Annotated in this window: 17 protein-coding genes; 5 read left to right on the forward strand and 12 right to left on the reverse strand. The window is 70.7% G+C overall.

Annotated features, from left to right (window positions below; all coding sequences use genetic code 11):
* Positions 1 to 6 precede the first annotated feature (6 nt).
* The 10 genes from ACIGO8_RS02860 to ACIGO8_RS02905 form a co-directional block, all read right to left on the reverse strand.
* Entirely contained in the window at positions 7 to 1,029 is a 1,023-nt protein-coding gene (locus ACIGO8_RS02860; RefSeq protein WP_399723062.1) for an ABC transporter permease, read from the reverse strand.
* Positions 1,022 to 1,945 carry an ABC transporter permease gene (locus tag ACIGO8_RS02865; RefSeq protein WP_399723064.1) on the reverse strand — a complete coding sequence of 308 codons (924 nt, stop codon included), beginning with the start codon at positions 1,943 to 1,945 and terminating at the stop codon, positions 1,022 to 1,024. The genes ACIGO8_RS02860 and ACIGO8_RS02865 overlap by 8 nt, the downstream gene beginning before the upstream one ends.
* Positions 1,946 to 2,031: 86 nt before the next feature.
* Positions 2,032 to 3,657: an ABC transporter substrate-binding protein gene (locus tag ACIGO8_RS02870; protein WP_399723066.1), complete on the reverse strand. Its 1,626-nt coding sequence runs from the start codon at positions 3,655 to 3,657 to the stop codon at positions 2,032 to 2,034.
* Between the two features lie 186 nt (positions 3,658 to 3,843).
* Positions 3,844 to 4,953: an ABC transporter ATP-binding protein gene (locus ACIGO8_RS02875; RefSeq protein WP_399723068.1), complete on the reverse strand. Its 1,110-nt coding sequence runs from the start codon at positions 4,951 to 4,953 to the stop codon at positions 3,844 to 3,846.
* Positions 4,946 to 6,001, reverse strand: a complete 1,056-nt coding sequence (locus ACIGO8_RS02880; protein ID WP_399723070.1) for an ABC transporter ATP-binding protein — start codon at positions 5,999 to 6,001, stop codon at positions 4,946 to 4,948. Before ACIGO8_RS02880 ends, ACIGO8_RS02875 begins: the two co-directional genes overlap by 8 nt.
* 11 nt (positions 6,002 to 6,012) lie before the next feature.
* On the reverse strand, positions 6,013 to 6,969 hold the full coding sequence (locus tag ACIGO8_RS02885; RefSeq protein WP_399723071.1) for an ABC transporter permease: 957 nt from the start codon (positions 6,967 to 6,969) through the stop codon (positions 6,013 to 6,015).
* Complete coding sequence (locus ACIGO8_RS02890; RefSeq protein WP_399724284.1) at positions 6,962 to 7,894, reverse strand: ABC transporter permease; 933 nt, start codon at positions 7,892 to 7,894, stop codon at positions 6,962 to 6,964. The genes ACIGO8_RS02885 and ACIGO8_RS02890 overlap by 8 nt, the downstream gene beginning before the upstream one ends.
* A 171-nt stretch (positions 7,895 to 8,065) precedes the next feature.
* Positions 8,066 to 9,706, reverse strand: coding sequence for an ABC transporter substrate-binding protein (locus ACIGO8_RS02895; protein WP_399723073.1), 1,641 nt, complete (start codon positions 9,704 to 9,706; stop codon positions 8,066 to 8,068).
* A gap of 436 nt (positions 9,707 to 10,142) precedes the next feature.
* The gene (gene typA, locus ACIGO8_RS02900) at positions 10,143 to 12,044 is read right to left on the reverse strand and encodes a translational GTPase TypA (protein WP_399723075.1); all 1,902 of its coding nucleotides are present in this window, start codon (positions 12,042 to 12,044) and stop codon (positions 10,143 to 10,145) included.
* Between the two features lie 382 nt (positions 12,045 to 12,426).
* Complete coding sequence (locus tag ACIGO8_RS02905) at positions 12,427 to 14,781, reverse strand: ABC transporter family substrate-binding protein (RefSeq protein ID WP_399723077.1); 2,355 nt, start codon at positions 14,779 to 14,781, stop codon at positions 12,427 to 12,429.
* Positions 14,782 to 15,031: 250 nt separating this feature from the next.
* Between ACIGO8_RS02905 and ACIGO8_RS02910 the strand changes: the two genes are divergently transcribed.
* From ACIGO8_RS02910 to ACIGO8_RS02925, 4 genes are read left to right on the forward strand one after another with little or no spacing between them, the layout of a single operon-like run.
* Positions 15,032 to 15,259, forward strand: a complete 228-nt coding sequence (locus ACIGO8_RS02910) for a hypothetical protein (protein WP_399723079.1) — start codon at positions 15,032 to 15,034, stop codon at positions 15,257 to 15,259.
* Between the two features lie 31 nt (positions 15,260 to 15,290).
* Positions 15,291 to 16,109, forward strand: coding sequence for a hypothetical protein (locus ACIGO8_RS02915; RefSeq protein WP_399723081.1), 819 nt, complete (start codon positions 15,291 to 15,293; stop codon positions 16,107 to 16,109).
* Position 16,110: 1 nt separating this feature from the next.
* Positions 16,111 to 18,000 (forward strand): fumarate reductase/succinate dehydrogenase flavoprotein subunit, encoded by a 1,890-nt coding sequence (locus ACIGO8_RS02920; protein ID WP_399723083.1) that lies wholly within the window; start codon positions 16,111 to 16,113, stop codon positions 17,998 to 18,000.
* Positions 17,997 to 18,767, forward strand: coding sequence for a succinate dehydrogenase/fumarate reductase iron-sulfur subunit (locus ACIGO8_RS02925; RefSeq protein WP_399723084.1), 771 nt, complete (start codon positions 17,997 to 17,999; stop codon positions 18,765 to 18,767). The genes ACIGO8_RS02920 and ACIGO8_RS02925 overlap by 4 nt, the downstream gene beginning before the upstream one ends.
* Positions 18,768 to 18,834: 67 nt before the next feature.
* On the opposite strand, the gene ACIGO8_RS02930 is transcribed toward ACIGO8_RS02925, so the two are convergent.
* Positions 18,835 to 19,854 (reverse strand): hypothetical protein, encoded by a 1,020-nt coding sequence (locus ACIGO8_RS02930; RefSeq protein WP_399723086.1) that lies wholly within the window; start codon positions 19,852 to 19,854, stop codon positions 18,835 to 18,837.
* 151 nt (positions 19,855 to 20,005) lie between these two features.
* Here ACIGO8_RS02930 and ACIGO8_RS02935 point away from each other — a divergent pair, with 151 nt between their 5' ends.
* The gene (locus tag ACIGO8_RS02935; protein ID WP_399723087.1) at positions 20,006 to 21,898 is read left to right on the forward strand and encodes a TPM domain-containing protein; all 1,893 of its coding nucleotides are present in this window, start codon (positions 20,006 to 20,008) and stop codon (positions 21,896 to 21,898) included.
* A 55-nt stretch (positions 21,899 to 21,953) separates the two neighbouring features.
* Here the strand turns inward: ACIGO8_RS02935 and ACIGO8_RS02940 are convergent, their stop codons facing one another.
* Entirely contained in the window at positions 21,954 to 24,605 is a 2,652-nt protein-coding gene (locus tag ACIGO8_RS02940; RefSeq protein WP_399723089.1) for a SpoIIE family protein phosphatase, read from the reverse strand.
* Between the last annotated feature and the right edge of the window lie 53 nt (positions 24,606 to 24,658).

Below are 24,658 nucleotides of genomic sequence, written 5' to 3' on the forward strand. Positions count from 1 at the left end.
GGTCGGCTACCTCAGCTTGGGGTCGAGGGCGTCGCGCACCGCGTCGCCGAGCATGATGAAGGCGAGCACCGTGACGGCGAGCGCGCCGGCCGGCCAGAGCAGCATGTGCGGGGCGTTGCGGATGTACTGCGAGGCCGAGGAGATGTCGATGCCCCAGGACACGGTCGGCGGCTTCAGGCCGACGCCGAGGAACGACAGGGTGGCCTCCAGGGCGATGTAGGTGCCCAGCGCGATGGTGGCGACGACGATCACGGGCGCGACGGCGTTGGGCGTGATGTGGCGCAGCAGCATCCGGGAGTTGGAGGCGCCGAGCGCGCGGGCGGCGTGGACGTAGTCGTTCTGTTTGGCGGTGATGACGGAGCCGCGGGCGATGCGGGAGATCTGCGGCCAGCCGAGCAGCACCATGAAGCCGATGACGGGCCAGATGGTGGCGCTGGTCACCACGGAGAGCAGCACCAGGCCGCCGAGGACGACCGGGATGGCGAAGAAGATGTCGGTGACCCGGGACAGGACGCCGTCCCAGGCGCCGCCGAAGAAGCCGGCGAGGCCGCCGAGGACGCTGCCGAGGATGGCGACGCCGAGGGTGGCGAGGACGCCGACGGCGACGGAGGTCCGGGCGCCGTAGACCGTACGGGTGTAGACGTCGCATCCCTGGCCGTTGAAGCCGAAGGGGTGGCCGGCCTGGGAGCCTTCCTGGGCCTTGGAGAGGTCGCAGTCGAGCGGGTCCCCGGAGGCGATGAGCGAGGGCCACAGGGAGATGACGACCAGGAAGAGGATGACGAGCCCGGAGATGATGAAGACCGGGTTGCGGCGCAGGTCGTGCCAGGCGTCGGACCACAGGGAGCGGGGCTTGGTGTCGGGTCCGGGGCCTTCGGGGCCGGTGCCTTCGGGGCCGGTGGGGGTGGCCGGGGGACGCCGCTCCAGGGTCTCCGCCTCCGCGGTGCCGAGGTCGGAGGCCCCGCCGGCGCCGGTGGAGGCGATCTGGCGGCCTTCGTCGTACGACTCGAGTGGCTCAAGCGGCTCAGGCATAGCGGATCCTCGGGTCAAGGACGGCGTACAGGAGGTCGACCAGCAGGTTGGCCAGGAGGAACACCAGGACGAGGACGGTGACGAAGCCGACGACGGTCTGCGTGTTCTGGCGGACGATGCCCTGGTAGAGCTGGTAGCCGACGCCGTGGATGTTGAAGATCCGCTCGGTGACGATGGCGCCGCCCATGAGCGCGCCGACGTCGGCGCCGATGAAGGTCACCACCGGGATGAGGCTGTTGCGCAGCAGGTGGCGGGTGATGACGCGGCGGCGCGGGAGGCCCTTGGCGACGGCGGTGCGGACGTAGTCGGCGCGCTTGTTCTCGGCGATGGAGGTGCGGGTGAGCCGGGTGACGTAGGCGAGGGAGACGGAGGCGAGGACGAGGCCGGGCACGATCAGCTCGTCGAAGGTGGCCTCGGGTGACACGGCCGGTTTGATCCAGCCCCACTTCACGCCGAGGAGCAGCTGGATGAGCAGGCCGGTGACGAAGGTGGGCACGGAGAGCACGACGAGGGTCAGCAGGAGCACCGTGGTGTCGACGGGCCGGCCGCGGCGCAGGCCGGTGACGACGCCGAGGGTGATGCCGATGACGATCTCGAAGATGATCGCGACGACGGTGAGCCGGATGGTGACCGGGAAGGCGTCGGCCATCAGTTCGGTGACGGGCTGGCCGTTGAAGGCGGTGCCGAAGTCGCCGGTGAAGACGTTGCCCATGTACGTCAGGTATTGCTGCCAGACCGGCTTGTCGAGGCCGAACTCCTTCTTGAGCTGGGCGGCGGTCGCCGGGTCGCACTGGCGGTCGCCGCACAGGCCGGCGACGGGATCGCCCATCACGTTCACCATCAGGAAGATCAGCAGCGTGGCGCCGAAGAAGACCGGGATCATCTGCAGCAGCCGCCGGATCACATAGCGACCCACGAATACCTCCGGGAGGGGTGAGGAAGGCATACGGCCCGGCGCGGAGGTCCGCGGGCCGGGCCGTACGCCACCGGCCTGCTACGGCGTCACTTCACCGTGATCCGGTCGTAGACCGGGACGCTGAAGGGGTTCAGGGACACGTTCTCGACCCGGTCCGAGTAGCCGGCGCTGCCGTTCTGGTACCAGAGCGGGATGGCGCCCATGTCGTCGCGGAGGACTTCCTCGGCCTTCTGGAAGGTCTCGACGGCCTTCGTGGTGTCGCTCTCGCCGTTGGCCTGGTTGACCAGCTTGTCGAACTCCGGGCTGGAGTACTTGCCGTCGTTGGACGAGGCGTTGGTGTAGTACAGCGGCTGGAGGAAGTTCTGGATGAGCGGGTAGTCCATCTGCCAGCCGGCCCGGAAGGGTCCGTCGAGCTTCTGCGTGGTGACCTGGTTGCGGTAGTCGGCGAAGGTGCCGACCGGGTTGCCGACGCAGGCCTTGTTGTTGCCGAGGGCCCGGTTGATGGAGTTGCAGACGGCGTCCACCCACTCCTTGTGGGAGCCGGTGTCGGCGTTGTACGAGATCTTCAGCGTGCCGCCGGGGATGCCGCCGCCCTCGGCGACGAGCCGCTTGGCCTCGGTGGGGTTGTACTCGCAGGCGGCGCCGCACAGTTCCTTGTAGCCGCCGTCGGCGCCGAGGACGGGCGAGGTCCAGTCCTTGGCGGGCGTGCGGGTCTTCTGGAAGATCGTGTCGGTGATCTGCTTGCGGTCGATCGCCATGGACAGGCCGGTGCGCAGCTTCTCCTGGCCCGGCTTGTTGAACTCGGGCTTGTAGAAGGGCCAGGCCAGGGTCTGGATGATGCCGGCGGGTGTGTTGATGTAGCGGTCGCCGAGGTCGGCGGAGACGTTCTTGAGCTGCGAGGCGGGCACGTCGTCGACGAGGTCGAGGTTGCCGGCCGTCAGGTCGGTGTAGGCGGTGTTGTTGTCGGTGTAGACCTTCAGGGTGATGCCGCCGTTCTGGGCCTTGTCCGTGCCGGGATAGGCGTCCCACCTCTTGAGCACCATCTGGGAGCCCTTGGCGTAGGAGTCGACGGTGTACGGCCCGTTGCCGACGGGCTTGGACAGCCAGCCGGCGTGGTCGTCGTAGAAGGCCTTGGGCAGCGGGCTGAAGGCGGCGTAGCCGAGGGTGTCGGGGAAGGTCGAGAACTTCTGCGTCAGCTTGACGGTGAAGGTCTTGTCGTCGACGACCTTGAGCCCGGACATGGTGGTGGCGGTCGGCTCGCCCTTGTCCGGGTGGATCTTGTCGTAGCCCTCGATGTAGCCGAAGAAGTAGGCGTTCTTCTGGTTGTTCTTCAGGTTCGCGCCGTAGTTCCAGGCGTCGACGAAGGACTTGGCGGTGACCTTCTCGCCGTTGGAGAAGGTCCAGCCGTCCTTCAGGGTGATGGTGAAGTTGGTCGAGTCGGTGGTGTCGATCTTCTCGGCGAGCATGTTCTTGGCCTCGCCGGTCTTCGGGTCGTACTGCTTGAGCCCGCGGAAGATCATGGACAGGACCTTGCCGCCCTGCACCTCGTTGGTGTTCGCCGGCTCCAGCGGGTTCTGCGGATCGCCCCACGAGGAGGTCACCACGCCGTTCTCGCCCCCGCCGCCGCTGTCGCCGCCTCCGCCGCAGGCGGTCGCCGCGAGGGCGACGGCGGTGGCCAGTGCGGCCCACTTGGCGTGCGTGGCTCCGCGCATGGAGTGCCTCCCGAATGTCCACGATGTCACTGAGAGACCCAATATCACCCGATACTGACGGGAGTGCATGTTCACTGCGCCCGGATGAACGGGTCACCCGCCGCCGGGTCCTCCGGACACGCGAAACGGCCGGTTCCCGGCGCCAGAGGCACCGGGAACCGGCCGTTCACCGGACCGGGGAGAGGGTCAGGACGCGTGCACGACGTCCTTCTCCTCGGCGAAGTGGCACGCCGACTCGTGCGCGGCCGGGGTGTCCTGGCCCTGGAAGCGCTCCGGCACCGCGAGCAGCGGGACCTCGGTGGCGCACTTGTCCTGGGCCTTCCAGCAGCGGGTGCGGAAGCGGCAGCCCGACGGCGGGTTGGCCGGCGAGGGCACGTCACCGGTGAGGATGATGCGCTCGCGGTGGGCGCGGGCCTCCGGGTCCGGCACCGGCACCGCCGACAGCAGGGCCTGGGTGTACGGGTGGGTCGGGTGGTCGTAGATCTGGGTGTCCGTCCCGATCTCCGCCAGCTTGCCCAGGTACATCACGCCCACGCGGTCCGAGATGTGCCGGACGATCGACAGGTCGTGCGCGATGAAGATGTAGGAGAGGTTGAACTCGTCCTGCAGCTTCTCCATCAGGTTGATGACCTGGGCCTGGACGGACACGTCCAGGGCCGAGACCGGCTCGTCGCAGATGATGATCTCCGGGTTGAGCGCGAGGCCGCGGGCGATGCCGATGCGCTGGCGCTGACCGCCGGAGAACTGGTGCGGGTAGCGGTTGATGTACTCGGGGTTCAGACCGACGACGTCCAGCAGCTCCTGCACCTTGCGGCGCCGGTCGCCCTTCGGGGCCACCTCGGGGTGGATGTCGAAGGGCTCGCCGATGATGTCGCCGACCGTCATGCGCGGGTTCAGCGAGGTGTACGGGTCCTGGAACACCATCTGGATGTTCCGGCGGACGGCCTTCAGGGCACGGCCGGACAGCCTGGTGATGTCCTGGCCCTTGTAGAAGACCTCGCCCGCGGTGGCCCGCTCCAGGTTCATCAGGAGCTTGGCGACCGTGGACTTGCCACAGCCGGACTCGCCCACGATGCCGAGGGTCTCGCCCTGGTAGAGGTCGAAGGAGACCCCGTCCACGGCCTTGACCGCGCCGACCTGCTTCTTGAACAGGATGCCCTGGGTGAGCGGGAAGTGCTTCTGCAGGTTGCGGACCTGCAGGATCGGCTCCCCGCGCTCGACCGGAGCCTCGATGGCGGCTACGGCCTCCGCCTCGGACACGCCCCCGGCCTCGTTCGTCTTGCTCAGCTCAGCCATGGATCGTCTCCTTCCAGAAGTGGCAGGCGCTCTTGCGGCCCGGCAGCTCGGCGCCGTCCTGCTCGGTCACCGGCACCAGGGCCGGGATGTCCGTGCGGCACAGGTCGGTGGCCTTGGGGCAGCGCGGGTTGAAGGCGCAGCCCGACGGGATCTTCAGCAGGTTGGGCGGCAGGCCCTTGATCGCGTAGAGCTCCTGGCCCTTCTGGTCCAGGCGCGGGATCGAGTCCAGCAGACCCCGGGTGTACGGGTGGGCCGGGCGCTTGTAAAGCTCGTGCACCGGCGCCTGCTCCACGATGCGGCCGGCGTACATGACCGCGATCTTGTCCGCGACGTCGGCGACGACGCCGAGGTCGTGGGTGATGAGGATCAGGCCCATGTTGTACTCGCGCTGGAGCTCCGCGAGCAGGTCCATGACCTGGGCCTGGACCGTCACGTCGAGCGCCGTGGTGGGCTCGTCCGCGATGATCAGGTCCGGCTCGAGGGCCAGCGCCATGGCGATCATGATGCGCTGGCGCATACCGCCGGAGAACTGGTGCGGGTAGTCCGAGACCCGGGCCTTGGCGGCCGGGATCTTGACCTTGTCCATCAGCTCGACGGCCTTGGCCGTGGCCTCCTTCTTGGACAGGCCGTGGTGCACCCGGAACATCTCGCCGAGCTGGTAGCCGACGGTGAGGACCGGGTTCAGGGAGGACAGCGCGTCCTGGAAGATCATGGCGATCTTCCGGCCGCGGATCTTCCGGCGCTCCTCGCCCGACATCTTGAGCATGTCCTGGCCGCGGAAGAGGATCTCGCCCTGCGGGATCTTGCCGGGCGGCATGTCGAGGATGCCCATGATGGCCTGGGCGGTGACGGACTTGCCGGAGCCGGACTCGCCGAGCACGGCGAGCGTCTCGCCGGCGTCGACCGAGTAGTTGACGCCGTTGACCGCCTTGGCCACACCGTCACGGGTGTGGAACTCGACGTGCAGGTCGCGGACTTCGAGCAGCGGACCGGTGTGGTCGCCGTCGCGCGGCGCCGGGACCGTCGCGGTGTTGTCGATGATGGTCATGTACGCCCTCCTCAGCGCAGCTTCGGGTCGAGGGCGTTGCGGACTGCTTCGCCGAGCATGATGAACGCCAGGACGGTGATGCTCAGCATGATCGACGGCCAGAGCAGGATGTGCGGGGCCACTCGGATCTGGTCGACGGCGGTGGAGATGTCGACACCCCAGGAGACGGTCGGCGAGGCGAAGCCGAGACCCAGGTAGGACAGGGTCGCCTCGGCGGAGATGTAGCCGCCGAGCGAGATCGTCGCGACGACGATCACCGGCGCCATGGCGTTCGGCAGGATGTGCTTGAACAGGATCCGCGAGGTGCTCGCGCCGAGTGCCTTGGCGGCGTGCACGTAGTCGGCCTGCTTGACGGTGATCACGGCACCGCGCATGACGCGGGCCATCTGCGTCCAGCCGAGGAAGGCCAGCGCGCCGACGATGACCATCACGGTGCGGTCGGTGAAGGACTGCAGGACGACCATGGCACCGAGCAGGAACGGGATGCCGAAGAAGATGTCGACGATCCGGGAGAGGATCGCGTCGACGACGCCACCGAAGTAGCCGGCGATCATGCCGACGAGACCGCCGAGCACGGTGACGATCACGGTGACGGCGATGCCGACGATGATCGAGGCACGGGTGCCGTGGATCATGCGGGCGTACACCGAGCGGCCCTGGCCGTCGTAGCCGAGCCAGTCGGGCTGGCCGAAGTTCGCGAGGTCCGGCTTGCCCAGGTAGTGCTTCACCAGGTCACCGGCGGTCGGCGAGGCGCTGGTGAAGACGCCCGGGAAGGCGGCGATCGTCAGCAGGAAGAGGATCAGCACCGACGAGACGATGAAGTACGGGTTGCGGCGCAGGTCCCGCCAGGCGTCGCCCCACAGGGAGCGCGTCTTCTCCTGCGTCGGCGCGGCAGCCGCGGGCGCCCCGGCCGTCGGAGGAGCGATGGCGTCCTCGACGGCGGAGGCGGTGTTGGTCACGTCAGGCATACCGGATCCTCGGGTCCAGGACCGCGTACAGCAGGTCGATGAGCAGGCTGGTGACGAGGTAGACGATCACCAGGACGGTGACGAGGCCGACCAGGGTCGTGCCCTCGCGACGGGAGATCGACTCGGCGATCAGACCACCGACGCCCTTGATGTTGAAGATCTTCTCGGTGACGACCGCGCCGCCCATGAGCGCGCCGATGTCGGTGCCCAGGAAGGTGATGACCGGGATCATCGAGTTGCGCATCAGGTGCACACCGATGATGCGGCGCTTCGGCAGGCCCTTGGCGACGGCCGTGCGCATGTAGTCGGCGCGCAGGTTCTCCGCCATGGACGTACGGGTCAGACGGGTCACGTACGCGAGGGACAGACCACCGAGGACGACCGCCGGGGCGATCAGCTCGGACCACAGCACGTCGTTGCTGACGTTCGGGGCGATCCAGCCCAGGTTGAACGCGAACACCATCTTGATGATGAAGCCGAGCACGAAGACCGGGATCGAGATGATCAGCAGGGTGAAGATCAGGATCGCGTTGTCGGCGAGCCTGCCGGCCTTCAGGCCACCGATGATGCCGAGGCCGATGCCGAAGATGAGCTCGAACGCGAAGGCCAGGCACGCCAGCTGGAGCGTGACGGGGAACGCGGCTCCAAGGACCTCGGTGACCGGGCGACCGTTGCGGATCTGGTTGCCGAAGTCGAAGTGCAGGATCATGTCCCGCATGTAGACGAAGTACTGCTCCGGCAGCGACTTGTCGAGACCCAGCTCATGGCGCTTGGCGGCGAGGGTCGCGGGATCCGCGCCCTTGTCACCGAACATCGCCAGCACGGGGTCACCGGGCAGGGCGTGAACCATGAGGAAGATCAGCAGGGTTGTCCCGAGGAAGACCGGGATCATCTGGAGCAGTCGTCGTGCGACATAGCGCCCCATCATGCCTCCGTTGAGATGTGACGGCCGCAGCCGACGGGCCCTCCCGCGACGGGCTGCCCTCATTTGGGCATGCCGATGTCGTGGAAGGGCCCCCCAGCCACTGCGTAAGGCGCCGGGGCGGGGCTGACGAACGGTCAGCCCCGCGACGGCGAGCGGACTACGCTTGGGTGATTACTTCTTGACCTCGACGCCGGTCAGGATCGGGTCGCCGTCCTGGCCGTACGCCACGCCGGAGACGTTCTCCGAGTAGCCCGCGTTGACCTTGTAGTACCAGAGCGGGATCGACGGCATGTAGTTGATCAGGTCCTTCTCGATGGCCTGGTACGCCTTGACGGACTCGTCGAGGGTCTTGGCCGAGTCGGCCGCCGCGATCTTGGCGTCCAGCTCCTTGTTCGAGAAGTCACCCTGGTTGCCGCCCGCACCCGTGCGGAACAGGTCCGAGATGAAGTTGGCGTTCACCGGGTAGTCGAGCACCCAGCCGGACCGGTACAGGGACTTGACCTGCTTGGTCTTGCGCGCGGTCAGGTCGGCCTGGAAGTCCGGCTTGCCGTCACCGACACACTGGACGCCGGTGGCCTGCTGGATGGAGTTGCAGACGGCCTCCACCCACTCCTTGTGACCGCCGTCGGCGTTGTACTGGATGGAGATCTTGTTGCCGGGGACGCCGCCGCCGGCCTTGATGAGCTCCTTGGCCTTCGCCGGGTCGTACTTGGTGACGTCGCCGGCCGCGTTCTCCTGGAAGCCCAGGACGCCCTTGGCGACCCAGCCGGTCGCGGGCTCGCGGGTGCCGTTCAGCACCGTCTTGGTGATGGTGGCGCGGTCGATCGCCATCGACAGACCCTGGATGACCTTGGGGTCGATCGCCTTCGGCTTCTTCCACTGGTCGGAGTAGAAGGCGACGGCGATGGTCTGGATCGCGGAGTACGGCTGGTCCACGGCGCGGTCGCCGAGGTCCTGGCGGTAGACCGGCAGGTCCTTCGGGGCGAGCTGACGCAGGACGTCGACGTTGCCGGACTTCAGGTCCTCGTACGCGGCCTCGAGGGTGGTGTAGTTCTTGAAGACCACACCGCCGTTCTTCGCCTTGTTCGGGCCCTTGTAGCCGTCGAAGCGGGTGATCTCGATCTGCTTCTTGTGGTCCCAGCTCTTGAACTTGTAGGGACCGTTGCCGACCGGCTTCTGGCCCGCGGCCTTCGGGTCCTTGTAGAAGGACTCCGGCAGCGGCGCGAAGACGATGTAGGCGAGCTTGTGCGCGAAGTACGGAACCGGCTTCGTGAGCTCGATGGTGAAGGTGGTGTCGTCGACGACCTTCAGACCGTCCATCTTGTCGGCGGTGGGCTTGGCGCCCTCGCCCTCCGGGTGGACCTTGTCGAAGCCCTTGACGTCGGCGAACCAGGACGAGAGGCCCTGGGCGTTGGTGACGTTGGCGTTCCAGTTCCACGCGTCCACGAAGGACTTGGACGTGACCGGGGTGCCGTCGTGGAAGGTCCAGCCCGGCTTGAGCTTGACGGTCCACGTCTTGGAGTCGGTGGTGGTGACCGACTCGGCGTTGATCATCTCGAGCGAGCCGTCGGCCTTGTAGTCGACCAGGGTCGAGAACAGGCCGGACATGACCGCGGAGCCGTTGGACTCCATCGTGTCACCGGTGTAGAGGGGCTTCTCCGGCTCACCGAGCTCGATCGAGAAGATCCCGTTCGGGTCCACCTTGCCCTTGGCGTCGGAGCCGCCGTCGCTCTTGCCCCCGCCACAGGCGGTCGCTGCCAGGGCGACGATGATCGCGCCCGTTACCCACTTGGCGCTCTTGGCACCGCGCATGGGGTTCCTCCTCATGAGTCCACTTGTCACTACAAGAGGGGCACTTCGAGTTCTGCCGACACCCCTGACGGCGTTGCACTCAAGTGCCCCGAGTGTGCTCGTGAGTCGGCACTCCCCACAGTGCGTGACCCATTGACCCGAGCTCAATGGAGCCAACTATTAAGTACGTCCGGGCCGTAAACCACACTTAAGTGGTCTCGGTTTGACAACATCACCAGGGCCCCGAAGACCGAAATCCGGACAAAGCGAGCACAGACAGACAGCGACGAAACGGACTGTTACCACACGTTCCGGAGAGCGACGACCGATATCCGGACACTCGTCCGATGAAACGAGGTTGACGAAACGTAGAGAAAGGGTCCGGCCCCCCGTACACAGTACGGGGGGCCGGACCCTGAATGTGAGCTTCCGGGCAGACTGCCCAACAGCCCAGGCGTCAGCCGTTCTTGGCGCGGGAGGCGGCGCGGGCGCGCTCGCGCTGGTCCAGGTTCACCTTACGGATGCGGACCGCCTCCGGGGTCACCTCGACGCACTCGTCGTCGCGGCAGAACTCCAGGGACTGCTCCAGGGAGAGCTTGCGCGGCGGGACGATCGCCTCGAAGGAGTCGGCCGAGGAGGAGCGCATGTTGGTGAGCTTCTTCTCCTTGGTGATGTTCACGTCCATGTCGTCGGAGCGCGAGTTCTCGCCGACGATCATGCCCTCGTACACCTCGGTGCCGGGCTCGGTGAACAGCACACCGCGCTCCTGGAGGTTGGTCATCGCGAAGGCGGTGACCGAACCGGCGCGGTCGGCGACCAGCGAACCGTTGTTACGGGTCTGCAGCGGGCCGAACCACGGCTCGTGGCCCTCGTGGATCGAGTGCGCGATGCCGGTGCCGCGGGTCTGGGTCAGGAACTCCGTACGGAAGCCGATGAGGCCACGGGACGGAACGACGAACTCCATGCGGACCCAGCCGGAGCCGTGGTTCGACATGTTGTCCATGCGGCCCTTGCGGACGCCCATGAGCTGGGTGACGGCGCCCATGTGCTCCTCGGGCACGTCGATCGTCATGCGCTCGACCGGCTCGTGGACCTTGCCGTCGACCTCCTTGGTGACGACCTGCGGCTTGCCGATGGTCAGCTCGAAGCCCTCACGGCGCATCTGCTCGACCAGGATGGCGAGCGCGAGCTCGCCACGGCCCTGGACCTCCCAGGCGTCCGGACGCTCGGTGTCCAGGACGCGCAGCGAGACGTTACCGATCAGCTCGCGGTCGAGGCGGTCCTTGACCTGGCGGGCGGTGACCTTGCGGTCCTTGACCGCGGACTTGGCGTCCGCGCCCTTGCCGGTGCCGCCGCGGCCGACCAGCGGCGAGGTGTTGGTGCCGATGACCATGGAGATGGCCGGCTCGTCGACCGTGATCAGCGGGAGCGCGACCGGGTTCTCCGGGTCGGCGAGGGTCTCGCCGATCATGATGTCCGGGATACCGGCGACGGCACAGATGTCACCGGGGCCGGCGACCTCGGCCGGCTTGCGGGTGAGCGCCTCGGTCATCATCAGCTCGGAGATGCGGACGTTCTGGATGGTGCCGTCACGCTTGATCCACGCGACCGTCTGGCCCTTGCGCAGCTCGCCCTGCTCGACGCGGAGCAGCGCGATGCGGCCGAGGAAGTTGTCGGCGTCGAGGTTGGTGACGTGGGCCTGGAGCGGCGCGTCCTCCTCGTACGTCGGGGCCGGGACGTGCTCGAGGATGGTGGAGAAGAACGGCTCCAGGTTGGTGGAGTCCGCCGGGACGGTGCCGTCCTCCGGCTTGGTCAGCGAGGCGATGCCGTCGCGGCCGCAGGCGTAGACGATCGGGAACTCGATCTGGTCCTCGTCGGCGTCCAGGTCCAGGAAGAGGTCGTAGGTCTCGTTGACGACCTCGTCGATCCGGGAGTCCGGGCGGTCCGTCTTGTTGATGCAGAGGATCACCGGCATGCGCGCCTGGAGGGCCTTGCGCAGCACGAAGCGGGTCTGGGGCAGCGGACCCTCGGAGGCGTCCACGAGGAGGACGACGGCGTCGACCATCGACAGACCGCGCTCGACCTCGCCGCCGAAGTCGGCGTGGCCGGGGGTGTCGATGATGTTGATCGTGATCGGGGCCCCGCCGTCCTTGGGGTGGTACTTCACCGCCGTGTTCTTGGCGAGGATCGTGATGCCCTTCTCACGCTCCAGGTCGTTCGAGTCCATCATGCGGTCGTCGAGCTGCTGGTGGGCGGCGAAGGCACCGGCCTGCTTGAGCATGGCGTCGACGATGGTCGTCTTGCCGTGGTCGACGTGGGCGACGATGGCGACGTTACGGATGTCGTGGCGCGTGGGCATGGGTGGCTTGCGCTTCTCTCGGATCGTGGGAATCGGCGTCAGTTCCTCTATACGCCCGCCGGGCGGACGCGCCACGGCTATGTCCTATGGTACGGGGCCGCCGTGCAAGGGGCTTCCCCGGAGGGATCCGAGAGGGTCTACTGGGAGGTTTCAGGGTGTGGGGAGGGTGGTGCGACCGGGTCAAGGGGCCGACGTGATCCTGCCCGCCGGGATCACCGGCGGGCAAGGAAATTGAGCTGGTTCTGAGCTTGCGACTTGGAGTTTCGGCTACTTTCGGGTAATGGGATGGCTTTGGTGCCGGGGCCGCGAGGCCGAGGGGGCGCCGGAGCCCAGCGGCTGGAGCGCCCAGGCCCAGGGGGCCTGAGCTTCACGGTCCCCGGGGCTATCCGTTCGTGTTGCGCTCGGCGCCGCGGGCCGACTCCGGCTTCTTGAAGCCGATGTCCTGGTAGCGCGGGGCGGCGAAGCCCCAGGCGCCGGCGTTCAGCAGATCGTTCCTGGCCGCGACCAGCTGAGGACGCTGGTAGAGCGGGATCGAGCCGGCCGCGGCCCAGATCCGTGCGTCGGCCTGGCGCACCAGGTCACGGGCCTCCTCCTCGTCGAGGGTGGCCGCCGCCTGGTCGAAGAGCTGGTCGATGCGGTCGGTGCCGACCCGCGCGTAGTTCTGCTCGACCAGGAGCGAGCCGTCGGAGGCCGGCTCCGGCTTGGCGTAGATCGGCCGGGCGTCGGTCGCCGGGAAGGCGGTCGCGGGCCAGGAGTAGAGCGCCAGGTCGTAGTCGCCCGAGGCGATGTGGTCCTTGAAGAAGCTCTCGTCCGAGACCTTGGTGACCTCGGTACGGATGCCCACGGCGTCGAGCATCCGGACGATCCGGTCGCCGACCGCGCGCAGCGACTCCGAGCCGGGCCCGGACGGCAGCACGAAGCGGAGGCTGAGCGGCTTGCCGTCCTTGCCGAGCGACCGGCTCGCCGCGTCCGCCTCGGCGGGCGCGGCCGGGGCCGCGCTGCCGCGCGGCGCGTAGGCGCCGGCCACGGGCTTGGCCTCGCCGGCGGCGCCGGCCGGCTTGGCGTCCGGCCGCTCCTCGGGACCGGCGGGGCCGATCGCCGGGCCGGCCGCCGGCCGCTCGCCGGGCTTGTCGTCGCCGACGATGTAGAGGCCCTCGTCGGAGGCGGCGTCGCCCTCCTTCTTCCCGGCCTTGTCCTCGTCCTTGTCCCGGCCCTTCTTCTCGTCGGACCCGGCCTGGCCGGCCTTGGTCCCGGCGCCGGCCGCCGACGGCTTGCCCGCGGCCTTCTTCGGCTCGGCCTCGCTGCCCGCCTTCGTCCCGGCGCCCGGCTTCTTCAGCGCGCCGCCCGGCACCCAGCCGGCGTCCGCGAGCAGCGCCTGCGCCTCCTTGGTGTCCTGGCCGCCGAGCGCGTCGCTGCTGTCGGCGTAGGCCGGCTGGCCGAGCAGGGCCAGATGGCTGCCCGGAGGCTTCGCCGGCAGGCCGAGCGGCTTGAGCACGGTCTCGGCCAGCTCCTGGCGGTCGATCGCGCGGGCCACCGCCCGGCGCACCCGCTCGTCGGCGAGCGGGCCGGACTCGCCGTTGAGCGAGAGCTGGGTGTAGGCGGGCTCCAGGGACTTGCGGACCACGAACCGGGCGAGGCCGTTCTGCTCGGTCGCGTAGCGGGCGACGGCCAGCTGGTTCTGCTCGCGGGCGGCCTGCACCTCGGCGGCCTTCTCGGGGTCGGAGCCGTGCGCGAGCGCCCAGGACTTCAGGGCGGCGGCGGGCGTGATCCCGGCGCCGGGGCCGTGGGCGAGGGCGGGCTGCGCGCCGGCCCGGCCGGCCCGGGCGTCCCGTACCGCGAGGGCGATCCGCTCGGCGACGGCCCGGTCGATCTCGGCCAGGTCCAGCTTGCCGGCGGCGAGCGCGGCGGCCCGGTCGGCGCGGGGCACGGCGGTGAGCACGAGGGTGTCGAGCTTGGGCGCCTGGCCCCACCAGCGGGGGTTGCGGGCGAGGGTGACGGTGCCGTTCTTGCGGTCGATCGTCTTGAGCAGGAACGGTCCTGCAGTGGCCTTGAGGGCGGTGCGGGCCCCGTCGTTGAAGGTGTTCGGGGTGCCCATCACCTCCTTCGGGTAGAGCGGCGTGAACAGCGAGCGCCAGTCGGCGTACGGCTTGGCGAAGGTGACCCGTACCTCCAGGTCGTTCTTGCCGCGCTCGATCTTCTCGATCCGCTCGTAGCCCGCGTTGCGGGCCGTCCAGTAGGCGGTGTCCCGGCCGCTGAGCGCGCGCCACTGGGCGACGAAGTCCGCTGCGCCGATCTCGCGCCCGTCGCTCCACACGGCCTGCTGGTTGAGCTTGTAGAGCACGACCTGCCGGGGCTCGGTCTCGATGACCTGGGCGGACTCCAGGTAGTCGGGGTTGAGCTTCGGCCGGCCGCGCTCGTCGAGGGTGTGGAGGGCGGGGAGCACGGCTCCGGCGATCCTGGAGGTGGCGCCGTCGGCGTCGGCCTGGAAGGCGTTGAGGGTGGTGGGCAGCGCGTCGACGGCCCAGCGCAGCGTTCCTCCGTCGGCGACCTGGTCGCGCGCGGCCGGCGCGTTGTCCTGGGCGGCGGCGGGCGGCTCGTCGCCGCCGTCGCCGGAGCCGCAACCGGCGAGGACGGTGAGCGCGAGGACCGCGCTGCCGAGGGTCGCGACGGAGCGGAGCGTGCGGGAGCGGGGGCTCCTGGAGCATGTCCTCCCGCGAGGGGCGCCGACCTGGGACATGACTTGTACCCCTTCGTCCAGTTTCATGCCATTTGGAGATGATCACACCTATTGCTCATACACTGAAAAGGACGGAGCGGATCCGGTGGCGACGACACGGCGGCACGGCCGGCAAACCCCACTCGTGCGGCCCAATCGCCCGCCCGCCGGGGCGCTCCGGACGAGTGGAATCAGGTGCACACGGCTTCACAAGCGGGATGTGACGCGCGACACTCGCGTGTGACCCGCGCTCGCGGAAGTGAGGGCAACCATGTCCCTTCAGGACGACCTGGCGGCCGTCAAGCGTCGCCTGCACGACCTGGAACAGACGGTCGAACAGCTGGAACGCCGCGCCGGGACGGAGCGGGCCGCGCCCACGGCGCCGCCCAGAGGCCGCGCCGAGAACGTGGTGACCATCCCCGACGCCCCGTACGACAGCGGACTGTGGACCGACACCGACGACGAGGGTCTGGGAGCACGCGACCGCCACGCGCCGTAGGGGGACATCCCCGGGAGCCGAGGAGGCCCTGTTGGCCACAGGTACCGAACCCGCCGCGGCGACGGGGGTGCGCTCCGCGGGGCGCGCCTCCCTCGCCGCCCGCCATCTGCGCACCGACCGCTGGTGGCTGGCGCCCGCCGGCACCGCGGCCGGACTGCTCGCCTTCGTCGCCTACTCGACCTGGCGGGCCTTCGCCAACGCCCACTACTACGCCGCGCCCTACGTCTCGCCGTTCTACTCGCCCTGCCTCGCCGAGAACTGCGTCCCCATGCGCGGCGGCCCCAACTGGGCGCTCTTCGGCAGCTGGTGGAGCCTCTCGCCCGCCCTGCTGATCCTGGTCTTCCCGCTCGGCTTCCGGCTGACCTGCTACTACTACCGCAAGGCCTACTACCGGGGCTTCTGGGCCTCTCCCCCGGCCTGCGCGGTCGCCGAGCCCCACCGCACGTACACCGGCGAGACCCGCCTTCCGCTCGTCCTGCAGAACGTCCACCGCTACTTCTTCTACCTGGCCCTCCCGGTCGCCGGCGTCCTCACCTACGACACCGCGCTCACCTTCCGGGACGCCTCCTACTCCTGGGGCCACGCGGGCCTCGGAACGCTCGTCTTCCTCCTCAACATCGTCCTCATCTGGGCGTACACCCTGTCCTGCCACTCCTGCCGGCACGTCGTCGGCGGCCGGCTGCGGCACTTCTCGAAGCATCCCGTCCGCTACCGGCTGTGGACCTGGGTGGGCCGGCTCAACCGCCGCCACATGCAGCTGGCCTGGGCCTCGCTGATCAGCGTCGCCGTCTGCGACCTGTACGTGTATCTGCTCGCCACCGGCGCCTTCGACGACCCGAGGTTCTTCTGAGATGACCGACACGGAACGACAGCGGTGGGACGTGATCGTGGTCGGCGCGGGCGGCGCCGGGCTGCGCGCGGCGATCGAGGCGCGCCGGCAGGGCGCCCGTACGGCGGTGATCTGCAAGTCCCTCTTCGGCAAGGCGCACACGGTGATGGCCGAGGGCGGCATCGCCGCCTCCATGGCCAACGCCAACCCGCACGACACCTGGCAGATCCACTTCCGCGACACCATGCGCGGCGGGAAGTTCCTCAACCAGTGGCGGATGGCCGAGATCCACGCCCAGGAGGCACCGGAGCGGGTCTGGGAGCTGGAGACCTGGGGCGCGCTGTTCGACCGCACTCCCGACGGGCGGATCTCGCAGCGCAACTTCGGCGGCCACGAGTACCCGCGCCTCGCCCACGTCGGCGACCGCACCGGTCTGGAGCTGATCCGCACGCTCCAGCAGAAGATCGTCTCGCTCCAGCAGGACGACTTCCGGGAGACCGGCGACTACGAGAGCGGTCTGAAGGTCTTCCAGGAGTGCACGGTCACCCGGATCCTCAAGGACGGCTTCGGGCGCGTCGCGGGCGTCTTCTGCTACGAGCGGGAGTCCGGCCGCTTCTTCGTCCTCCAGGCGCCGGCCGTCGTCCTCGCGACCGGCGGCATCGGCAAGTCCTTCAAGGTGACGTCCAACTCCTGGGAGTACACCGGCGACGGGCACGCGCTCGCGCTGCTCGCCGGGGCGCCGCTGGTCAACATGGAGTTCGTGCAGTTCCATCCGACCGGGATGGTCTGGCCGCCGTCGGTGAAGGGGATCCTCGTCACCGAGTCGGTGCGCGGCGACGGCGGGGTGCTGCGCAACTCCGAGGGCAGGCGCTTCATGTTCGACTACGTGCCCGACGTCTTCAAGGAGAAGTACGCGCAGTCGGAGGAGGAGGGCGACCGCTGGTACGAGGATCCGGACAACAACCGGCGGCCGCCCGAGCTGCTGCCGCGTGACGAGGTGGCCCGGGCGATCAACTCCGAGGTGAAGGCGGGCCGCGGCTCGCCACACGGCGGCGTCTACCTCGACGTGTCGACGCGGATGCCGGCCGAGGTGATCCGGCGGCGGCTGCCGTCGATGTACCACCAGTTCAAGGAGCTGGCCGACGTCGACATCACGGCCGAGGCGATGGAGGTCGGGCCGACCTGCCACTACGTGATGGGCGGCGTCGGCGTCGACTCGGAGACGGCGGCCGCGACGGGCGTCCCGGGTCTGTACGCGGCCGGCGAGGTCGCGGGCGGCATGCACGGCTCGAACCGGCTCGGCGGGAACTCGCTGTCCGACCTGCTGGTGTTCGGCCGGCGGGCCGGGCTGTACGCGGCCGGGTACGCGGCGCAGGCCGGCCCCGCCGAGGTCGGCGAGGAGGCCGTCGCGGCGGCCCGGGCCGAGGCCCTGGCCCCGTTCGACGGCGAGTCCTTCGGCGCCGCCGCCGAGAACCCGTACACGCTCCACCAGGAACTCCAGCAGACGATGAACGACCTCGTCGGGATCATCCGGCGGGAGGGCGAGATGGCCGAGGCCCTGGAGCGGATCGCCGAGCTGCGCGAGCGGGCCGGGCGCGTCGCCGTCGAGGGCCACCGGCAGTTCAATCCCGGCTGGCACCTCGCCCTGGACCTGCGCAACATGCTGCTCGTCGGCGAGTGCGTGGCCCGGGCCGCGCTGGAGCGCACGGAGAGCCGGGGCGGGCACACCCGCGAGGACTACCCCGGCATGGACAGCGCCTGGCGGCCGGTGAACCTGCTGTGCCGGGCGGCCGAGGGCGGCGGGGTGGACCTGGAGCGGGTCCGCACCGAGCCGATCAGGAGCGATCTGCTCGCCCTCTTCGAGCAGGAGGAGCTGGCGAAGTACCTCGCGGCGGAGGAGCTGGGCTCATGAGCACGTACGACGCGAAGTTCCGGATCTGGCGGGGCGACGCCGACGGCGGCGCGCTGACCGACTACACGGTGGAGGTGCACGACGGCGAGGTCGTGCTCGACATCGTGCACCGCCTGCAGGCCACCCAGGCGCCGGACCTGGCCGTGCGCTGGAACTGCAAGGCCGGCAAGTGCGGCTCCTGCTCGGCCGAGATCAACGGCCGGCCCCGGCTGCTCTGCATGACCCGGATGTCGGTCTTCGGCCGGGACGAGACCGTCACGGTGACGCCGATGCGGGCCTTCCCGGTCGTCCGCGACCTGGTCACGGACGTGTCCTTCAACTACGCCAAGGCCCGGGAGATCCCGGCCTTCGTGCCGCCCGCCGGGCTCGCGCCCGGCGAGTACCGGATGCGCCAGGAGGACGTCGACCGCTCGCAGGAGTTCCGCAAGTGCATCGAGTGCTTCCTGTGCCAGAACACCTGCCACGTCGTCCGCGACCACGAGGAGAACAAGGCCGTCTTCGCCGGCCCGCGCTTCCTCATGCGCATCGCCGAACTCGACATGCATCCGCTCGACGCGGCGCAGGAGGCGGGCCTCGACCGGCGCGCCACCGCCCAGGACGAGCACGGCCTCGGCTACTGCAACATCACCAAGTGCTGCACGGAGGTCTGCCCGGAGGACATCCGGATCACGGACAACGCGCTGATCCCGATGAAGGAACGGGTCGTCGACCGGAAGTACGACCCGGTGGTGTGGCTGGGCGACAAGATCCGCCGGCGGCGGACGTAGGGGCCGGCTCGTGCGGACCGGGTGGTGCGGACCGGGTGGTGCGGGGCCGGCTCGTGCGGGCCGGCCGTCAGTGCCAGCCGTCGCGGTAGGCCCGCCAGTCGGCCTCCTCGGCCGCGAAGTCCACGTACAGCGCGAGGCCGAAGCGCTCGCGGTCCCGGTCCGTGCGGGCGAGGCCGAGGCGGGCGCCGCGGACGGCGGCGGTGACGGTCTCGGCCGACTCGTGGTGGCCGAGGTCGTCCTCGTGGAAGAAGGGCAGTCCCATGAGCAGGTCGGTGTCCTCGGGCGTCACCTCCAGGGCGAGGCTGGTCTGCTGGGCGACATAGCCGCCGTACAGGCCCTCCAGCGGCATCCACGTGTCGTACGACATGACGGCGATCTGGTCGACGCGGCGGGCGACCTCGCCGAAGAACTCCTGCGACCACCACTTCTCGCTGCCGCTGAGCGCGCCCAGGACGCGGTGGGCGGCCGGCAGCGGGTCTATCTGGTGGGCGGCGACCGACAGCGGCGCCTTGCGGGGCCGGGTCAGCGCGCCGAGGTCGTCGAGCAGCGACAGGTAGTGACGGTCGTCGGAGTGCAGCGGCTCCAAGTCGAAGTGGACGCCCTCGAAGCCCGCGTCGAGGACCTGCCGGGCCGAGGCCACCACGGCGGCCCGGGTGCCGGCGTCCTCCAGGCGCAGCCCGTCGGGGCCCTCGGTGGCGAGGACGTCGCCCAGCCAGGCGTGCACCCGTATGCCGGGCATCGTGCGGTGGACGGCGTCGACGAGCCAGCGGGCCCGCGGGTGACGGGCGGGCGGCAGGGTGCCGTCGTGCTCCAGCGGGCCGGCGTGGACGTACAGGTCGCGGATGCCGGTGCCCTTGATCCGCGCGGCGAACGCGGCGACGTCGGCGTCCTTCTTCCGGCCGTCGACCCAGGCGTGGCCGAGCCAGACGGCGTCCTTGCCGCGGGTCGTGGTCCCCGCGCCGGGATCGCCGGTGTAGTTCAGGCGCAGGGCCGTGCCCGCGGCGAGCACGGGCAGCACGAGCAGGAGGACGAGTCCGAGGACCCACCAGCGGCCTCGTCGCCACACGCTCTTCCATCGTCCGTTCACCGGGCCCCCGAGGGTCGTCGCGTCACTGCTCACTCACCGTCACTACCGTAGCGACGGCTACCGACAGTGACGACGGCCTGTGGAGAATGGTTTCCGCGCTCGATGCCCGGCCCGGTCGCGGGCCCACGATCCCGGACATAACCTCCCTTTTGTGACGCGAAAAGCCGCCCGGGCCCTGCTCTCGGTGCCGGCGGCGGCGTGGTGGCTGATCGTGCCCGCCGTGCCGGGCGCCCACGCCGACGAGCCCGCGCGGGCGGCGCCGGCCATCGAGCGGCGGTTCGGCCCGCCGGCCGCGACGGACAGCGGCTCCGACGGCTCGGCCTCCGCCACCGATCTCGTCCTTCCGGTCGCCCTGGTCGGCGGCGCGGCCGTCGCCGCCGCCTACACCTTCACCAAGCGCCGGCGCAGGACCGCGACCCGCACCACGCCGGGCGGCGGCCGCGGCTGGGGCGCGGCGGGCGGCGGCGCGGGCTGGGGCTCGCCGAAGGTGCCGCCCGGTCCGCCGTTCGACGAGCTGGACCAGCGGACCCGGCGGGCGCTCGTCGCCGCCGACGACGCCGTGCGCACCAGCGCGGAGGAACTGCGCTGGGCCGCCGCCCGGTTCGGCGAGACGGCGGTCATCCGCTACACCGAGGCGGTGCGGCAGGCGCGGGGCGAGCTGGCCGAGGCGTTCCGGCTCCGGCAGCGGCTGGACGACCGGGTGCCCCGGGACGACGCGACCCGGCGGGCCGTACTGGAGGAGATCCTGCGGCGCTGCGCCGACGCCGACGGCCGCCTCGACGCCGAGGTGGCCGACTTCGACCGGCTGCGGGGTCTGGAGCGGGACACGCCGGACGCGCTGGCCGCCGTCGAGGCGGCGTTCCGCGAGCAGACCGGCCGGGTGGGTACGGCGGAGGCGGCGCTGGCGGAGTTGCGCGAGCGGTACGCGGAGTCGGCGACGGCTCCCGTCTCCGGCGCCGTCGAACAGGCCAAGGACCGGCTGGTGTTCGCGACCGCCGGCATCAACCGTGCGCGGCAACTGCTCGACGGCGGCGACCACGGCGGCGCGGCCGCGCTGGTCCGGGCCGCCGAGGGCGCCGTCGACCAGACGGCGCGGCTGGCCGAGGCCGTGGACCGGCGGGCCGCGGAACTCGCGGAGGCGGCCGGCCGGCTGCCCGGCGCGGTCGAGGACGCGCAGGCGGACCTGGCCGAGGCGCGGGCACTGCTGGAAGGAGTCGAGGAGGCGGCGGAGGAAGGGACGACGGAGAGAGCGGGGACGGCAGCCGCGTCGGCGGCGACTGCGGCGGCGGTGGAGGACACGGCGGAGGCGGAGGCGGAGGCGACGGCGGTGGGCCTGCGAGGACGGATCGCGCACGCCGAGGCCGTGCTGGCCGTCGTGCGCGCCGCGGTGGACTCCGGACGCCCCGACCCGCTCGACGCCCTGCGCCGGACCGCGGAGACGGACCGGGCGCTCGACGAGGTGCTGCGGGGCGGGCGGGAGGGCGCGTCGGACAGCGTGCGGGCCGGGGCGCTGCTCGGCCACGCGACGCTGACGGCCCGTTCGGCGGTCGGCGCCGCCGACGCCTACGTCAGCACGCACCGCGGCGCCGTCGGCGCCGAGGCCCGCACCCGGCTCGCCGAGGCGCGGCGGCGCCTGGAGCGGGCGGAGCGGGGCGACGCCGGCGATCCGTGGCCGGCGCTCGCCGAGGCGCGGCGGGCGGACGGTCTGGCCCGGGCGGCGCAGGAACTGGCGGAGCGGGACGTGCGGGCGTACGGGAACCCGAACGGCCTGGGCGGTGTAACAGAGGTGGAAGGTGCCGTGGGCGGCGGGCTCGGTGGGGCCGTGCTCGGCGGCATCGTGCTCGCAGGACCGTTCGGGGGAGGTCGTGATGGACGTGGTGAGGGTGGCACCGGCGCTGCTGGTGATGCTGCCGGGGGTGATGGTGTGGGCGGCGCTGCTGATGGTGAGGGCGGCGGTGGCGGCGGCGGTTTCGGGGGCGGCCCCGCCGGTTTCGGCGGCGGCGCGACGCGCGGTCGCCTGGGCGGGGGCGCGTGGAGCGTATGAGGACCGGGGTCCGCGGCCGCCCGGCCGGGGCCGGGCCGGGCCCGCCGCCCGGCCGTCAGAACATGCTGAGCAGCTGGTCGACCGTCGGCTCGGCGGTTCCGTCCCCGTCCGGCAGCGGCAGTTCGAACCACACCGTCTTGCCGCGCGGGGTGCGGCGCGAGCCCCAGGCGGCACTGAGCAGTCCGACCAGCTGCAGTCCGCGGCCGCCCTCGTCGGTGTCCTTGGCGCGGCGGCGCCGGGGCTGGACGAGACCCGCGTCCCACACCTCGCAGACCAGGGTGCGGTCGCGCAGGAGCCGCAGCCGGATCTCGCCCTCGCCGTAGCGCAGGGCGTTGGTGACGAGTTCGCTGACGAGCAGTTCGACGGTGTCGACCAGGGGCTCGAGCTCCCAGGTGGTGAGCTGGGCGCGGGCCAGTTCGCGGGCGCGGCCCACCGAGCGGGGTTCGCGCGGCAGGCGCCAGTCGCCGACGGCCTCGCTGGGCAGGCCCTGGATGCGGGCCATGAGCAGGGCGATGTCGTCCTCGCCGTGCCGGGTGTCGAGGGTGGTCAGGACGTGGTCGCAGACGTCCTCGAGCGGCCGGCCGGGGTTGGCGAGCGCGGTGCGGAAGGCGCCGAGTCCCTCGTCGAGCGGATGGTCGCGGGACTCGACGAGCCCGTCGGTGTAGAGCGCGAGCAGCGCGCCTTCGGGCAGTTCCACCTCGACCTCCTCGAAGGGCTCGCCGCCGACGCCGAGCGGCATCCCGGGCGGCACGTCGAGGAGCAGGGCCTCCTCGCCGGGTTCGACGAGCACGGGCGGCAGGTGGCCGGCGTTGGCGAAGGTGCAGCGGCGGGTCACCGGGTCGTAGACCGCGTAGACGCAGGTGGCGAGGTAGACCTCGGAGAGTTCGGGGCCGCGGGCCTTGTGGGCGCGGGCGGAGCTCTGGGCGCCGGCGGGCGCGCCGAGTCCGCGGGCGATCTCGTCGAGATGGGAGAGGACCTCGGCGGGTTCGAGGTCGAGCTGGGCGAGGGTGCGCACGGCGGTGCGCAGTTCGCCCATGGCGACGGCGGCGCGCAGGCCGCGGCCCATGACGTCGCCGATGACCAGGGCGGTGCGGTGGCCGGGGAGTTCGATGACGTCGAACCAGTCGCCGCCCACCTCGGAGCCGACGGTGCCGGGCAGGTAGCGGCAGGCGATGTCGAGTCCGGCGGCCTCCGGGTCGCCGGGCGGCAGCAGGCTGCGCTGGAGGATGAGGGCCCGTTCGTGTTCGCGCCGGTAGAGGCGGGCGTTGTCGATGCAGACGGCGGCGCGGGCGGCGAGTTCGACGGCGAGGGCGCGGTCGCGTTCGCCGAAGGGTTCGCTGCCCTTGGTGCGGGAGAACTGCACGAGTCCGACGACGGTGTCGTGGGCGACCATCGGCACGACCAGGGTGGACTGGACGAGGCTGCCGTCGGCGCCGGGCACGGTGCTGACGCGGCCGGTGCGCAGGGCTCCGGCGCAGGGCGAGTTGAAGGGATAGCGGTGGACGGAGCCGACCTCGACGGGACGGGTGTCGCAACAGATGTCGCCGTCGACGGCGCCGGCCCGGGCGGTCCCGGCGGTCCCGGCGGTCCGGGCGGGGTCGGCCGTCTTGAGCGCTTCGTCGTCGCCGCCGGTGCGGAGTTTGCCGACGCGCGGCGGGGCGTGGGACACGGCGCTGGCGACGGCGACCCGGCGCAGTTCGGCGCTGCCGGAGCCGTAGCCGACGTCGTGGGAGCTGCCCCAGCGTCCGGGCGGGGCCTCGTCGCCGGTGAGCAGCCCTTGGTAGAGGTCGACGGCGGCGAGGTCGCAGAAGCCGGGTACGGCGACGTCGAGGAGTTCGCGGGCGGTGGCCTCCAGGTCGAGGGAGTTGCCGATGCGGGCGCCGGCCTCGTTGAGGAGGGCGAGGTTGCGGCGGGCGCTGGCGGCCTCGCGGGCGGCGTTGTGGCGCCGGGTGACGTCGATGCCGAGTCCGGCGACGCCGACGGGACGGCCGGTGCCGCTGTGCACGCGGTAGAGGTTGATGGACCAGTGGCGCCGGTCCTTTGCGCCGGGCGCGGCGCCGATGATCTGGAAGTCGGTGACGGCCTCGCCGGTCTCCAGGACCTTGCGGAGCGCCGCGGTCATCCGCTCGGCCTCGGGCCGGGCGAGGTAGTCGTGGACGGTGCGGCCCCGGTGGTCGTCGGCGTTGCCGCCGAAGACGGTGGCGAAGCGGCGGTTGGCGCGCTTGACGGTGAGGTCGGTGCCGAAGAGCAGAAAACCGAAAGGGGATTGGCCGAATATCGCCTGCGAGGCGGCGAGGTCGGTCTCGATGCGGCGCAGCGCCCGCACGTCGACCACGATGCACAGCGCGCCGCGTTCCCCGGTCCGGGTCTCGCTCGGCATCACGTACATCTCGGCGATGCCGTGGGGCCGGTCCTCGCCCGGGATGCGGAAGGGGACCAGACCGGTCCACTCCCTGCCGTCGAGGATCTCCCTGACCCGGCGGTGACCGCGCTCGCGCAGGTCGGAGGGCATGAAGGCCTCGACGGGGTCCTTGCCGTGGGCCTCCTCGGCGGTGACTCCGAAGAGCTCGACGGCGCGCCTGCTCCACTGCTCGACGAGCCCGTCGGGGCCTATCGAGAAGGAGGCGACCCGGATGTAGTCATAGATCGACCCGGGCGGGCTGCTCTGCCACACGACACCGCTCGCCGTCTCAGGTATCTCGCTCACGCGACCGTCCCCTCCAGCTCACCGCACCGGACCGGCCATGACCGCAGTATTCA

This window comes from Streptomyces sp. NPDC053493 (genome assembly GCF_044544825.1).
Lineage (GTDB): Bacteria > Actinomycetota > Actinomycetes > Streptomycetales > Streptomycetaceae > Streptomyces.